The organism is Paenibacillus glycanilyticus (genome assembly GCF_051200795.1).
Lineage (GTDB): Bacteria > Bacillota > Bacilli > Paenibacillales > Paenibacillaceae > Pristimantibacillus > Pristimantibacillus glycanilyticus.
Map to the genome: position 1 here is coordinate 2,538,960 of NZ_CP195155.1, position 13,752 is coordinate 2,552,711.

A 13,752-nucleotide genomic window follows, 5' to 3' on the forward strand; every position below is an offset into this window, starting at 1 on the left:
ACGGTGTTATCGCTACATAACACGAAATGCGAATGCGGGCATCAGAATGCGGTCGGAACGGTCTTGTGCGAGAGCTGCGGCAAGCCGCTCATGGAAGACGCAGAGAATGATGCCCCTCTTGAAATGCGTTACGACGGTGTTGCTCGCCGGTCGCAGAAGAGCAATCCGAACCCGATCGATAAAATTTGGAATTTCTTCTCGTCCGTCAAAATCGCCGTTTACTTAATCGTAATTACGCTGGTAACGGCTATGCTGGGTACGATCTACCCACAGGAAGGGTCCTTCCTGAACAATTTCAAGCCTTCCGTGTATTACGAGGAAACCTACGGGCTGCCCGGCAAGATTTATTATAAGCTAGGCTTGTCTCATACATACGATTCATGGTGGTTTATCACGCTGCTGGTCATGATTGGCACATCGCTCGTCATCTGCAGCCTCGACCGCGTGCTGCCGCTGTATAGAGCACTCAGCAAGCAGCAAATCCGCAAGCATCTGCGTTTTATTAACAGACAAAAGGCGGTTTACAACGGTCAGTTGGAAGGTGACGCGGAAGAATGGGTCAAGCAGTTCTCCACGCATCTGAAGAAAAAGCATTACAAGATCCATACAGACGGTACGGCTATGCTTGCCGAGAAGAACCGTTTCAGCCGCTGGGGTCCTTATATTAATCACATCGGTCTTATCTTGTTCCTGCTGGCTATCCTTGCCCGGAGTCTTCCGGGATGGCAAATGGACAGTTACGTCAGTATTCCCGATGGCGACACGGTGCAAATCGAAGGTACGAATTACTTTGTGAAGAACGAGAAGTTCTCCGTCGAATATTACAAGGATGAAGAACTGCCGCCCGAGCTCAAAGGAACGATCCGCGCAAAGCGTTACGAGACGGCCGCGATCCTCTATAAATGTACGGAGAATTGCGGTGACAATGCCGCAGGCGAACCGGTTCTGAAGGAAATAAAGAAACAGGAAATCCTGGTCAACCATCCTCTTAAATACGACGGAATCAAGCTGTATCAATTCGATTACGACGTAACGCCTAAGTTGAAGAGCGTAAGCCCAGTTCTTTTGAACAAGGAAACGGGTGAATCTTACGGACCGTTTGAGCTTCCGATGAAGGATGCGCCGCTGGATTATACGCTTGGGCCTTACAAAATGAAGCTTGCCGCCAATTACATGGAATTCGGCATCGGGGAAGACGGGGAACCCGTTACGCTCAGCCGGGATCCGAATGCGCCTGCTTTTATTTTCTTGATTACGGGTCCTGGCTTGCCGGAGAAAGGCCAGCCTTATATTTATTTCCCGATGCAAAAGGATAAAGAAAAGTTTGATCAGGACAAGCTTAATGCTTCCATCGCGGACAAACTGGAGATCAAGGTAAACGGCATGGAAAACGTTCATTTTGCCGAAGCCTCCACCTATCTGAATGTCCGCAAAGACAAAGCCTTGACTTATGTCTGGTACGGCGCCGCCATTTCGATGCTTGGCCTGCTGCTAGGCTCTTATTGGCAGCACCGCCGGATTTGGCTGCGCATAGATGACGGCAAGCTGTCGCTTGGCGCGCATACAAACAAAAACTGGTACGGCATGAGAGCAGACGTGGCTTACGCGCTCCGGAAATCCGGAATTGACGTAGATCCGAAGTCGCTCGATAACGGAGGGAATAACGCGTGAGTTATGTCGATTTCAGCAGCGATGCCTTTATCGCCGCCTTCTTCCTGTATTGCTTTGCATTCCTGTTCTATGTGGTAACGATTGCAGGGAAAAAATGGAGCAATCGCGATCCGATTAAGCATGAACAACGCTGGTCGCGAATTTCGTTCGTCACCTCGACGCTTGGCCTTATCGCTCATCTGACCTTCTTCTTCACACGGTGGATCGGAAGCGGCCAAATTCCGACAAGCAACATGTACGAATTTATTACCTTCCTTGGCATGGCTATTATGATCGCGTTTACAATCGTATACGCGATCTACCGCAAGCCCTTGCTCGGGATGTTCGCTTTGCCGCTGGTCGTCCTGGTTGTTGCTTATGCCTCGGTATTCCCGCAGGAAGTGCAGCCGCTTATTCCGGCGCTAAGCTCCATCTGGCTGAAAGTGCACGTAACGACCGCCGCGCTTGGCGAAGCCTTCTTCGCCGTAGGCTTTGCGGCCGGTCTGATGTACTTGCTTCGCGTGGTCGATTTCAAGCAAACCTCGAAGGAAGCTAAACGGGATCAGTTTTGGGTAGAATTCTCTTTATATACGATTGTTCTTGTCATTGGATTCATCGCGATTGTATTTATTTTCAGAGGGGCAGGGTATCAGGCTACCTTTACGCAAGAGAATGTCACGATCGACAGCAAAGGCGTGGATCACTCCTCGACGGATACGGCGGAATATACGCTGCCGCCAATCGTAAAGCCTTATAACAGCACAGCAGACCATATGGATTCTTTCCTTGGCATGGATAAGCCGCTGTTTGAAGCGCCTAGCTGGATGAAAGGCGTTAACGCCGGACGCAAGCTTAATACGGTTATCTGGTCGGTTATTGCGGGCTCGATTCTTTACGGCCTTATTCGTCTCTTGTTCCGCAAACGGATCGGCGCCGTCATTCATCCGCTTATGGGAGACATTGATCCGGATGATCTCGACGAGATCAGCTACCGGGCAATCGCCATCGGCTTCCCGGTCTTTACGTTAGGCGCTCTTATCTTTGCGATGATCTGGGCGAATATCGCCTGGGGCCGCTTCTGGGGATGGGATCCGAAGGAAGTATGGGCGCTTATCTCCTGGCTGTACTATAGCGCTTATCTGCATTTCCGTTTATCGCGCGGCTGGCAGGGCAAACGTTCTTCTTGGCTCGCGGTTATCGGCTTTGTCGTCATTCTATTCACCTTGGTTGGGGTTAACCTTGTCATCGCTGGTTTACACTCCTACGCAGGCGTATAATATCTTATAGAAATTGTTTTGAAAGGAGCAACACCGCATGTCCGACTATGCAAGCCGTATTCTTGTGGTAGATGACGAGGAACGGATTCGTCGTTTGCTGAAAATGTATCTGGAGAAGGAAGGCTATTTAATCGATGAAGCGGAAGACGGTGAGACGGCGCTTCGGCTCGCTACCGTAACCGATTATGCGCTTATTCTGCTCGATGTCATGCTTCCGGGCATTGACGGCGTGGAGGTGTGCTCCCGTTTGCGGCAAGTAAAAGCAACGCCTGTAATTATGCTCACGGCCAAAGGGGAAGAAATGAACCGGGTGCAAGGATTCGAGGTTGGCGCAGACGACTATGTCGTCAAGCCGTTTAGTCCCCGGGAGGTCATCTATCGGGTGAAGGCGATTTTGCGCCGCTCGTCGGCTACGGCCTTTTTGACAAAAGAAGTGAACTCGAGCAACAACATCGTATTCCCTCATCTTGTTATCGAGCATGATGCGCACCGCGTATCGGCCGGCGGACAAGAGGTCAGCTTAACGCCAAAGGAATACGAGCTGCTTCATTACCTGGCCGTATCGCCTGACAAAGTTTTCTCGCGCGAAGAGCTGCTGAAGGATGTATGGAACTATGAGTTCTTTGGCGATCTTCGGACGGTTGACACTCATGTGAAACGTCTTCGCGAGAAATTGAACAAAGTATCGCCCGATGCGGCTTCCATGATTACAACGGTATGGGGCGTCGGATACAAGCTTGAGGTGCCGAAGTAATGAGGCTGCTGAAGCGCTGGGGGCATTTCGCCCTGCATACGGTGGTCGGGAAGCTGTGGTGGACGATTATGTTTCTCGTCGCCCTTGTCCTTGTTATTCTCGGGACGTTCCTGCTCCAGTATATCGATATTGCCTTTAATACAGATTCTCAACATCAGATCAAAGTGTTGTTTATCGTTGTGGCCATAATCGGTTTCCTGCTCTCCACCTTCTTTGCGTTTTTCCTCTCCTCACGGATTCAGCAGCCATTGCTGCAGTTGAAGAAGGCAGCGGATTCCATCGCAGGCGGCAATTATAAGACGCGGGTGCAAATCCGGTCTTCGGATGAAATCGGCGATCTGGCCAAAACCTTTAACCATATGACCGAGCAGTTAGGTACGCTGATTGATGACTTGAATCATGAGAAAGAGCATCTGTCCAGCATATTGCGGAGTATGGGTGATGCGGTGATTACGTTTGATGCCGATGGGGAAGTCATTCTGACGAACCCGCCTGGTCATATGCTGGTAAGCCGGTGGTCTGATCTGGAGATGGACATCGATTGGGAAGAGGAAGAAGCACCTCCATTCCACAGCGTGCCCGGACCTCTGCGCGACACGTTTGAGCGCGTGATGCAATCCGGACGCGACTGTACCAATAAAGTACAGGTTATCAACAACGTATGGTCCGTTGTGATGGCCCCTCTGCAAAATGACGGGGTTGTCCGCGGTGCGGTTGCCGTGATCCGGAATGTAACGGAGGAGCATAAGCTTGAGAAGCTGCGCCGGGATTTTGTCGCGAACGTTTCGCACGAGATCCGAACGCCGCTCTCCATGCTGCAGGGATACAGCGAAGCGCTGCTCGACGATATCGTTGCTTCGCCCGAAGAAAGGAAAGAGCTCGTCCAGGTTATCTACGATGAATCGCTTCGGATGGGCAGACTCGTTAACGACTTCCTTGACATGGCCCGGATGGAAGCCGGTCACGTGGAGCTTAGCTTGCAGGAATTCGATCTGCGCAATGTCATCCGCCGGGTTCACCGGAAGTTCCAAGTGTATGCGAAGGAACGCGACGTCAGCTTGATTGCCGATCTTCCGGATACGCCGCTTGCCGTACGCGAAGCGGACGAAGACCGGATTGAGCAGGTATTGACGAATCTGATGGATAATGCGCTTCGTCATACGCCAGCCGGCAAATCCATTAAGATTGCAGGTCAAATGGCTGCTATCAACAACCTTAAGTTTGTAAAGCTGATTGTAGCGGATGAAGGGCAAGGGATCCCAAGCGAGGATGTGCCTTATATCTTCGAACGGTTCTACAAAGCCGACAAGGCCCGCAAACGCGGTGCATCGGGCGGTACAGGACTTGGACTTGCCATCGTTAAAAACATAATTACGCAGCATCACGGCCGCATTGAAGTCGACAGCGTCCTTGGAAAAGGCACGACATTCACCTTGCTGCTGCCTGTCGAATCCAATCAATAGATGTCAATACGCTCCCTTCGGGGGGCGTTTTTTTGTTGAATGAGGGGGATTAATCTTGTTGTTCGTGGAACATGATGTGGTTTTTGTTGTTTCGCGGCGGAGTGCTTGTCGCCAAATATGGCATTTAAGGAGGGGCTGGATAGCTCGGGCACCGGGGGAACGCTCCTTCGGCCGCTGTTGTCGGTCCATTGCCTTTGATTGGAATTGGGCCGGGGTAGGCAATGGACACGACAAAGGCGGACGCTGCGCTCCGAGAGAAGCGTTCCCCCTAACCCCTCGCGAGCCCCTCGGCCGTGCACGCTTCGCGCTGGCCGCGAAAAGACAAATGCCACACCATGAAGTGGTGTGGCGGGGGAAAAGCGAAAGCGGGGATACCCGGTAAATATCATTAGGGGATATCTATCAATTACAGATAGAAGATGGTTTTCATAGAGCTCGGGTGATAGACCAGTACGAGCTATTTATCATGTACATATAAATACAGTATATCGTTACTTATAACCAGTTCGAGTGAAGGGAGTGCATCTATGAAAGCATGAAAAGCTAGATTTCTAGATTAATAATGAAATGAGTGAGTTGAGCATGAAGAGAGGTTAGAGCATGAATGATTTAATGACGATCATTACCATTTGTACCTTCTTCCTTACGATTGGCTTTATATTCTGGAAACCCAATATTAATGAAGCGATTCCGGCATCCGTGGGAGCCGTAATCATACTTTTAACCGGAACCGTATCTTTGGCCAACCTCGGAGAGATCACGGAAACGATAAGCGGAGCAGCGATTACGATTATAGCTACGATCGTAATGGCTATCGTATTAGAAAGCTTCGGTTTTTTTCAATGGGCTGCCGAGATTTTGGTTCGGAAAGCAAGGGGATCGGGCATTCGGTTATTTTGGCTGACGAACCTATTTTGTTTTCTAATGACGTTATTCGTAAACAATGATGGCAGTATTCTCATTACGACCCCAATTTTATTAATGCTGCTTAATAGCATGGGACTTAAAAATCATCAAAAAATCCCCTATTTGATTTCCGGCGCACTTGTCGCGACAGCATCCAGCGCACCGATCGGAGTCAGCAATATTGTCAATCTCATTGCTCTCAAGATCGTTCATATGGATCTCTATATGCATACGGCGATGATGTTCGTTCCTGCTTCCCTTGGCCTCGCATTTATGACAGTTCTCCTCTTTATCCTTTTTTACCGTACCCTTCCGAAAAAACTGTCTCCAGTAGCACCGTGGAGCTTAAAACCAGGCGGTCATCCACTTAAGGGAGAATCCAATGAAGTCAAAGTTAGAAGCACGAAATTCATGCGCAATGTGCTGATATTCGTTTTCTGCGTGCGTGCAAGCCTGTTTGTTGCATCATATATTCATTTCCCGGTATCTTTGATGGCGGTTATCGGATCTGCTATACTGCTCGCTTGGCGATGGATTTATTTGAAGATTCCGCCTGTGGATATGATAAAGAAAACGCCTTGGTATATACTCGTTTTTGCATTCGGGATGTATGTCATCATCTATGGCCTGCGAAATCTTGGCCTTACGGAGTGGCTTATCCAATTGTTGCAGCCGCTTGTCGCCGGCAGTCTGGTGCACGCCAGCGTCCTCATGGGGCTGCTGCTGACGATTCTGTCCAACCTGTTCAACAATCACCCGGCATTAATGGTAGGAACATTGACGTTAACCAACATGGGACTTGATCCGATTACGCTTAAGATCTCTTATCTCGCAAGTGTCATCGGCAGCGATATGGGATCGCTTATCCTTCCGATAGGCACGCTTGCAACGATTATGTGGATGCACATCCTTAGAAAAGGCGGCGTTAAAATAAGCTGGGGCCAGTACTTGAAAGTTACGATAGTCGTCATACCGATTACCGTTATCGTCACGTTAATCTTGTTAAGCTTCTGGGTATCGTGGTTGTTCTGATGGCTGAATGGCTCAAGAACCCGGCGGAAAATAAAAAATGACCTTCGGGAAGGAAGGTCTCGGGATACACATCATCAGTTTATGAGAGCGGTTAGCCATAAGCTTGGGTTTTACCGGCGCATGCTTCTCATTTAACAAAAAAAGCATGTAAAAACGCCGGGCATAAGCTGATCGCAGCTTTATGCCCGGCGTTTATTTACTAGAACAACGTAATTTCTTTTGCTGTATTCAGTTCAGGCAGGCTAGTCAATTGCTCAAGGATGTCTTTACCTGCGTTTTTATCAACAGTAAGAACCATGATCGCGGAACCGCCAGCGAGCTGACGACCTACCTGCATCGTAGCGATGTTCACGTCGTTGTTGCCAAGAAGCGTACCAACGCGGCCGATGATGCCCGGTTTGTCGTTGTGGGAGATCAGGATCAGGTTGCCTTCCGGCGTAACGTCAACCGGGAACTTGTCGATTTGAACAACGCGCTCGCCGTAACCGGTAAGCAGTGTGCCAGCTACGATACGCTCTTCTTGTTTCGTGCGGAGCGATACCGTTACCAGGTTCGTGAAGTCTTTGGAAGCCTGGGATTTTTGCTGAACGATGTTCAAGTCGCGAACTTTAGCAAGGTGCATCGAGTTAACGACGTTTACTTGGTCGGAGCCAAGGTGATGCGAGAGCACGCCTTTTACAATGTAACGAGTCAGCGGCTGTGTATCTACCTCTGCAAGCTCGCCGGAGTAACGCACGGTAATTTCCTGTACGGCACCTTCCGTGATTTGCGCAACCAGGCTGCCAAGCTTCTCGCCCAGCGAGTAGTATGGCTGCAGCTTGCTTTGCAGGTTAGCCGGGATAGGAGGCATGTTAACCGCATTGCTGAACGGCTCATTGCGCAGGATGTGCAAGACTTGCTCCGATACGTCGATTGCCACGTTCTCTTGAGCTTCAACCGTGGAAGCGCCAAGATGCGGAGTTACGATGATTTTAGGATGCTTCAGGAATGGATGGTCCTCTGTTGGAGGCTCCACTTCAAATACGTCGAATGCCGCGCCGGCTACGATGCCGGCATCGATTGCTTCGACAAGGGCAAGCTCGTCGATGATACCGCCGCGCGCACAGTTGATAATGCGCATGCCAGGCTTCATAACTTCGAATTGTTTCTTGCCGATCATGTGACGGGTTTCCGGAGTAAGCGGAGTATGAACCGTCATGAAGTCCGCATTGCGAACGATTTCGTCAACGGTAGCCAGCTTAATGCCAAGCTTCTCTGCACGCTCTTCCGTCATGAACGGGTCATAACCCATGATTTCCATGCCAAATGCTTTAGCGCGTTTTGCAACTTCGCTGCCGATACGGCCCATGCCAAGAACACCAAGGGTTTTGTTGCGAAGCTCAACGCCCAGGAACGATTTACGGTCCCAAACGCCGCCAACGGTTTTCAGGTAGGCTTGCGGGATGTGACGGGCAACCGCCATCATCATAGCAAAAGTATGCTCACAGGTTGTAATCGTATTGCCGTCTGGTGCATTGATAACGATAATACCGCGTTGAGTTGCTGCTTCCAAATCGATATTGTCTACGCCTACGCCTGCGCGGCCTACAACCTTGAGCTGTTTGCCTGCTTCCATAATACGCGGTGTTACGCGTGTCTGGCTGCGCACGAGCAGGGCGTCGTATTCGCCGATAATGCTCACCAATTCGTCTTCGCTTAGTCCGGGCTTTTTGTCGACTGCTACATCTTGCGCGTCTACAAGCTGTTGAATGCCCAGATCACTGATGGGATCCGATACTAACACTTTAAACATATGTAGATTGCCTCCTAAAATTTTTGTGAAGTGCCGACATAAGGAGCAAACAGGGGTTTGCTTCTTATGTCGGCACTTCACGTCCATTTGTATTCTGATCGTTGTTGCTAAAACAAAAAACCCCGTCCCGGCACAGTAACGAGAGCGAGCCGGACGAGAGGTTCGTCTAAATTGCGGGCAATCGTAAATGGCAGTTGTTGTCTCCGATGTGTGAAAAAAAGCACGATTTATATCAATACGAAACGTGATTAAACCGATATGGACAACCGTTATTATTTTATAGCAAGGTGGTGGACAAATGCAATGTATAAACTTGATCAAATGTGAAATTTTCGTTATGATTCAAAGCATTACAAGAGATATTAACAGGTCAGGGGAGAGAAAGGCATTGATTGAGTGGAAGGAATTGGATCCGGAGCTGCTGCTGCGCATGCTTGCGGACGGACAGATTGAACCGGAGCAAATCATCGACGTACGCGAAGCTTACGAATGGGATTATTATCATTTGGAATCATCCCGGTTAATACCCATGAATACGATCCCTACAGTCTCGGAACCATTTCGGACGACAAACCGTTATATATAGTATGCGCGCATGGGGTACGCAGTGCGGCCGTTTGCAATTATTTAGAAGAACAAGGCTACGGCAACCTCCACAATGTTACCGGCGGAATGGCTGCCATAGCCTCGTTGCAAGGGTTTCAATACGACTAAAAAAGCTTAAGTTAAGAGAAGAACGGTAGCTGAGGCAGAAGATCTTTATTGTAGAACTTCGAGCGATTCTCGGTGAAGTCCCCGCTGCGGACGGCCTCCGTATCGATCAGCAGATCGGCAATTGCGGATACCGTCTTCAAATTCAGCTTCGCGGACTGGCCGGAAGCGATAAAATCATCGATGCGGCTTGTCAGATCCTGCGGATAATAAGCCGTGAATTGCTGACGCGAAGCCATTTGATCCGCCATCAGCTTGTTTTTCACGATCAGAGGCAGGCTTGACCATTTGTTGATTTCGATTACCTTAGGCATTGTATAATTAGCAGGGATGTTTGGTTCAACCGTTGCTCCCCATTTCATCATGGCGGTGTAGTAAGCTTGTTGGGCAGCCAGTGCCTGCTTGACCGCAGACTGGTAGGAACCCAATTGCTTAATGCTGTTTTGAAGCTTGGCTGCATCCCCGGATTTCGAGCTTGCAGCCGCTGCCTTCGCTGCCTGTTCGAATTGCTCCAGACTTCTGATATAATTCGTTTGGGCATCGCCGAGAAGCGGGGACTTCTGCATATCGAAATTGGAAGCCGCGGTTCTTTTCGAGCGGGCGAGCTCCGCTAAATTTTTTAGGGTAGACGAAGCGCTGCCGCCTTGGCCTTTCGCGAAGTCGTCCATCGCATCATCCCATTCGGATTGAAATTCACGGTAAGACAAAAATACGGTATGATAGAAAGAGACAAGATCCTGCTGCTGATAGGGGCTGCTTTTTTGAACCGCTGCCGCCTGCAATTCTTTCATTTCGTACTTGGTTTCCGTTTTGGACGTTCCGAGCTTTACGCCGTAGAAGAATGCACCAACCGCGCAGACGAGCATAAAGACAAACCCCAAACTAAATATCATTGCGGAACGAGGTAAACGTTTCTCCATCACAAATCTCCTTCTATGTATTAGATATGCCGTCGTTTGTGCCCTATCAGTATAGGTGAAATGATCATAAAAGGAAATATGACCTACTTAGACAGGCGGGAAGCTATGAAAAAATTCGATCTCCGTAATATCCGCGTGCGTCAACTATCCGTTGATGAGATAGACGACCGCATGCTGCTAGTAAATCTTTACGTTACGCAAGCGATTACTATTATTATCGGTTTGGTGTGGGCATTATTTCAGCGTTCCAATCCATTTCTGTTGTTACAATTTCCCGACAGCCTCTCTTTTTTATGGTGGGGACTGGGATTAGGCGCCGCGGTTATTGCGGTTGACCTGCTGATTTCCAGATGGGTACCCGAGGAAGCAACCGATGACGGCGGTATTAATGAACGGATATTCAAGAACAGACCGGTGTGGCATATTGCCGTTATTTCGTTAGTGGTCGCCATTTGCGAAGAGGTATTGTTCCGGGGGGCTGTGCAGCACTCCTTTGGACCTTATTGGACAAGCATTATTTTTGCTGCCATTCATGTCCGTTATTTAAGGCATTGGATCCCGACGGGTCTTGTCTTTTCGATTAGTTATGGGTTAGGCTGGATTTATATCCAGTCGGGAACCTTGTGGGCACCGATTGTTGCGCATTTCCTTGTGGATTTCATTATGGGGCTGATTATCCGATTTAGGAGGGAGCAAACAGAGCAGTGATGAGCAGAGTGGAGAAATTCGGTAGCTCAAGAGGAAGAAGACAACATGAACAGGCGGCAGTTCAGCCTGGCATCGCGACCGACACGAATGCAGAGGCGCTGCCGCCTAGACGTAAAGTACACCCTTCCAATTCCTATAAAATGACCAAATGGTATTATAATGTATTATTTTTATTATTCGTTTGTCTGGTGGCAGGGCTGTTCTGGTATGGCGTCCGGTTTACGGACTGACCTGAATCGTCTCGGGATCGATAAAGGAATACCCCTTATCCTCAAGCTTTGCGAGCAAGCCGTCGAGCGCGGCAGCCGTCCATTTTAATTCGTGCATTAGAATATTGGCGCCGGGATGAAGCTGCTCCAGCACATTGCCGATTACTTTGTCCGGATCGCCAGGAGCTTTCTGCTCCCAATCGAGTGAACCATTCGACCACGTCATGAACAGCATGCCGTGGTTTTTTGCTGCTTCCTTCACCGTATCTCCGCCGGACCCGTAAGGCGGCCTGAAAAATTTCGGTTCCTTGCCGGTTAAGGCTTTAACCTCTGCTTGGACATCCGCAATTTGCGACTCCACCTTGCCTGGTTCCTCTTTCTTAAGATCGATATGGTCCCAGGAATGATTGCCGATCGTCTGGCCGCGGTCATGGATCAGCTTTAACAGCTCGGGGTGCTGCTTCACTCGATAGCCGTTAACGAAAAAAATCGCTTTTGCCTTGTGCTTGTCCAAGGTATCAAGCAGGCTGTTTATCACCTCTTCATTATGGGGAGCATCGTCAAAGGTAAGCAAAACGGCTTTTTTAGATGCAGTTGCCTCGTCAATAGGGACGAACCGGTAGACGGCAGTCATTTTATACAGCGGCGCCATGGCCTTGGGAGAAGGACTGGGCTCTGCCGCGGGAGTTGCCGAAAGCGCCGGGGTCTCAGGGGCAGGCAATGTCTGCCGGACCGGCGGCGACTGGGCGTCTGCCGAATGGGCAGAAGGCAGTGCGTTTGCGCTCCCGGAGGTCGTCTCGGACGCTGAACCGCAAGAGGTCAATAGGGCTGTAAGGGCAAAAACGGCACAGATCGTATTCATCGTTGTTTTCGTCATTGGTTTTCCCGCCTTGTTGTCAATTGTTGGCTAGTCTAAAGCCATATTACCATAACAAGCGGTACCGATTCCTATTTCCGCTTTCCTTAATTTGTGGAGGATGCCGCAGGTTTTGAGGGAGAAAATAAATGTTGCAACTATCCCCGAAGGAGGTAACGAAAGCCATGAGAATCGGCGGGTTTATGTTAGGCGCCGTCGCAGGACTTGCGGCAGCCGTGTACGTATCGCGCAAAAGACCAGGTATGGCGGCGTGGGCATCCAGCTCGCTTGCGGGCGCATGCTCATCCATTGGCAGAAGTGCCGCATCGATGATGATGAGACGAGGAATGAATAAAGCAATGGCGGCAACCAATATGGCCCCAAAGCATTCAGACGATACCGCCGGAAAGCAAGGAGGAGGCTGGGAGCAGGTTGAGAAGCTGATCAACAACGATCCCGGACTTAAGGAGCAGGCGAGCCAGATCATGGCGGAATCGTCTTTCAAGCCGCATTAAATGAAGCTGTTTTTGGAATCGGTTGATGTACGCGCCTTAGCCGGGTGCTGCACAAACGATTCTTTTTTTGCCTATTTTAGGTGCAATCCGGGGACAGACATGTTAAAGTAAATACATAGTACGATTTGATCATTTTTGATCTTTTTGATCTTTTTGATCACATCCTGCTAATAATTTCATACGCTGTTTACAACAGATGCTGCAGAGGAGGGATCCTGTCATGAAAATCGAACGGCTTAGTCAGGACAAGATACGGATTTTCCTGACGTTCGACGACCTGCTCGAGCGTGGGATCCAGAAGGAGGACATGTGGCGCGAAATTCCCAAAGTACACGATCTTTTCAGTGAAATGATGGAACAAGCATACAGTGAACTTGGTTTCGATGCCAGCGGCCCTCTTGCGGTCGAAGTGTTTGCACTCCCCGCCCAAGGTATGGTGGTGATTGTCACCCGTGGCAAGATGAACGGTCATTCCGATGAACGGGCAACCGATGATGAAGACACGGAAGACGAGATATACGAGATGGAAGTTACGATGGAGCAGAGCGATATCGTGATGTATTCATTCCGGGATTTTGAGGATGTCATTAATGTATGCAAACAGCTCCAGGCAGCTTCGCTTACAGAGGATGGACGCTTGTATTCCTACAACGGAAAATGGATCTTGGCCCTTGAACCGGCTTTGATCGAGACGGCGCGCCATAACGCGGTTATCGCGCTGCTAGCCGAATACGGAGAAGCGACATCCGTTACCTACGCGATGCTGGAGGAGTACGGCAAGGTTATTATGCCATCTCAAGCTGTCCGGGAAATTTGCACTCATTTCTATAATTGAGCAGCACATGAATGTGGAGCATCGGCAGACAATATTGTCTGCAGGTGCTCTTCTTGCATGTTCTGGCCCCCTTTTGGAATATCGTGATGTATACACGCTCATATTACAAGTAGACAAAGGCGGG

14 protein-coding genes are annotated in these 13,752 nt (G+C 49.6%); 11 read left to right on the forward strand and 3 right to left on the reverse strand.

Going from position 1 to position 13,752, the window contains the following annotated elements; genetic code table 11:
- Positions 1-3 precede the first annotated feature (3 nt).
- The 5 genes from resB to ACR9FF_RS11640 all read left to right on the forward strand — a co-directional run bounded on the left by resB (position 4) and on the right by ACR9FF_RS11640 (position 7,082).
- Positions 4-1,671: a cytochrome c biogenesis protein ResB gene (resB, locus tag ACR9FF_RS11620; RefSeq protein ID WP_435171172.1), complete on the forward strand. Its 1,668-nt coding sequence runs from the start codon at positions 4-6 to the stop codon at positions 1,669-1,671.
- The gene (ccsA, locus tag ACR9FF_RS11625) at positions 1,668-2,927 is read left to right on the forward strand and encodes a cytochrome c biogenesis protein CcsA (RefSeq protein ID WP_127494247.1); all 1,260 of its coding nucleotides are present in this window, start codon (positions 1,668-1,670) and stop codon (positions 2,925-2,927) included. Before resB ends, ccsA begins: the two co-directional genes overlap by 4 nt.
- A gap of 37 nt (positions 2,928-2,964) precedes the next feature.
- On the forward strand, positions 2,965-3,681 hold the full coding sequence (locus ACR9FF_RS11630; RefSeq protein ID WP_015843966.1) for a response regulator transcription factor: 717 nt from the start codon (positions 2,965-2,967) through the stop codon (positions 3,679-3,681).
- Entirely contained in the window at positions 3,681-5,144 is a 1,464-nt protein-coding gene (locus tag ACR9FF_RS11635; protein WP_435171175.1) for an ATP-binding protein, read from the forward strand. Before ACR9FF_RS11630 ends, ACR9FF_RS11635 begins: the two co-directional genes overlap by 1 nt.
- A gap of 600 nt (positions 5,145-5,744) precedes the next feature.
- Positions 5,745-7,082, forward strand: coding sequence for an arsenic transporter (locus tag ACR9FF_RS11640; RefSeq protein WP_435171177.1), 1,338 nt, complete (start codon positions 5,745-5,747; stop codon positions 7,080-7,082).
- Positions 7,083-7,281: 199 nt separating this feature from the next.
- Here the strand turns inward: ACR9FF_RS11640 and serA are convergent, their stop codons facing one another.
- A complete protein-coding gene (gene serA, locus ACR9FF_RS11645; RefSeq protein ID WP_317980643.1) occupies positions 7,282-8,874 on the reverse strand; it encodes a phosphoglycerate dehydrogenase in 1,593 nt (530 codons plus the stop codon).
- 388 nt (positions 8,875-9,262) lie between these two features.
- On the opposite strand from serA, the gene ACR9FF_RS11650 reads away from it, so the two are divergent.
- Positions 9,263-9,460, forward strand: a complete 198-nt coding sequence (locus tag ACR9FF_RS11650; protein WP_435172261.1) for a rhodanese-like domain-containing protein — start codon at positions 9,263-9,265, stop codon at positions 9,458-9,460.
- On the forward strand, positions 9,457-9,588 hold the full coding sequence (locus tag ACR9FF_RS11655) for a rhodanese-like domain-containing protein (protein WP_435172086.1): 132 nt from the start codon (positions 9,457-9,459) through the stop codon (positions 9,586-9,588). Before ACR9FF_RS11650 ends, ACR9FF_RS11655 begins: the two co-directional genes overlap by 4 nt.
- Positions 9,589-9,599: 11 nt before the next feature.
- Here the strand turns inward: ACR9FF_RS11655 and ACR9FF_RS11660 are convergent, their stop codons facing one another.
- Positions 9,600-10,505: a hypothetical protein gene (locus ACR9FF_RS11660; protein ID WP_435171179.1), complete on the reverse strand. Its 906-nt coding sequence runs from the start codon at positions 10,503-10,505 to the stop codon at positions 9,600-9,602.
- Between the two features lie 105 nt (positions 10,506-10,610).
- On the opposite strand from ACR9FF_RS11660, the gene ACR9FF_RS11665 reads away from it, so the two are divergent.
- On the forward strand, positions 10,611-11,213 hold the full coding sequence (locus ACR9FF_RS11665; protein ID WP_127494232.1) for a CPBP family intramembrane glutamic endopeptidase: 603 nt from the start codon (positions 10,611-10,613) through the stop codon (positions 11,211-11,213).
- Positions 11,210-11,443, forward strand: a complete 234-nt coding sequence (locus ACR9FF_RS11670; RefSeq protein WP_201003581.1) for a hypothetical protein — start codon at positions 11,210-11,212, stop codon at positions 11,441-11,443. Before ACR9FF_RS11665 ends, ACR9FF_RS11670 begins: the two co-directional genes overlap by 4 nt.
- Here ACR9FF_RS11670 and ACR9FF_RS11675 read toward each other — a convergent pair.
- Complete coding sequence (locus tag ACR9FF_RS11675; protein ID WP_435171182.1) at positions 11,433-12,299, reverse strand: polysaccharide deacetylase family protein; 867 nt, start codon at positions 12,297-12,299, stop codon at positions 11,433-11,435. The two genes, ACR9FF_RS11670 and ACR9FF_RS11675, sit on opposite strands and share 11 nt — an antisense overlap.
- Before the next feature lie 128 nt (positions 12,300-12,427).
- Here ACR9FF_RS11675 and ACR9FF_RS11680 point away from each other — a divergent pair, with 128 nt between their 5' ends.
- Complete coding sequence (locus tag ACR9FF_RS11680) at positions 12,428-12,793, forward strand: hypothetical protein (RefSeq protein ID WP_127494227.1); 366 nt, start codon at positions 12,428-12,430, stop codon at positions 12,791-12,793.
- A gap of 220 nt (positions 12,794-13,013) precedes the next feature.
- Positions 13,014-13,628, forward strand: a complete 615-nt coding sequence (locus tag ACR9FF_RS11685; RefSeq protein WP_015843976.1) for a genetic competence negative regulator — start codon at positions 13,014-13,016, stop codon at positions 13,626-13,628.
- Positions 13,629-13,752: the final 124 nt, after the last annotated feature.

Excerpts from the sequence above, each read along its gene's own strand:
- ACR9FF_RS11660 (WP_435171179.1), bottom strand. The coding sequence starts at position 10,505 with ATGGAGAAACGTTTACCTCGTTCCGCAATGATATTTAGTTTGGGGTTT.
- ACR9FF_RS11635 (WP_435171175.1), top strand. The coding sequence starts at position 3,681 with ATGAGGCTGCTGAAGCGCTGGGGGCATTTCGCCCTGCATACGGTGGTC.
- ACR9FF_RS11685 (WP_015843976.1), top strand. The coding sequence starts at position 13,014 with ATGAAAATCGAACGGCTTAGTCAGGACAAGATACGGATTTTCCTGACG.
- serA (WP_317980643.1), bottom strand. The coding sequence starts at position 8,874 with ATGTTTAAAGTGTTAGTATCGGATCCCATCAGTGATCTGGGCATTCAA.
- ACR9FF_RS11675 (WP_435171182.1), bottom strand. The coding sequence starts at position 12,299 with ATGACGAAAACAACGATGAATACGATCTGTGCCGTTTTTGCCCTTACA.
- ACR9FF_RS11630 (WP_015843966.1), top strand. The coding sequence starts at position 2,965 with ATGTCCGACTATGCAAGCCGTATTCTTGTGGTAGATGACGAGGAACGG.
- ACR9FF_RS11665 (WP_127494232.1), top strand. The coding sequence starts at position 10,611 with ATGAAAAAATTCGATCTCCGTAATATCCGCGTGCGTCAACTATCCGTT.
- ACR9FF_RS11640 (WP_435171177.1), top strand. The coding sequence starts at position 5,745 with ATGAATGATTTAATGACGATCATTACCATTTGTACCTTCTTCCTTACG.
- ACR9FF_RS11680 (WP_127494227.1), top strand. The coding sequence starts at position 12,428 with ATGTTGCAACTATCCCCGAAGGAGGTAACGAAAGCCATGAGAATCGGC.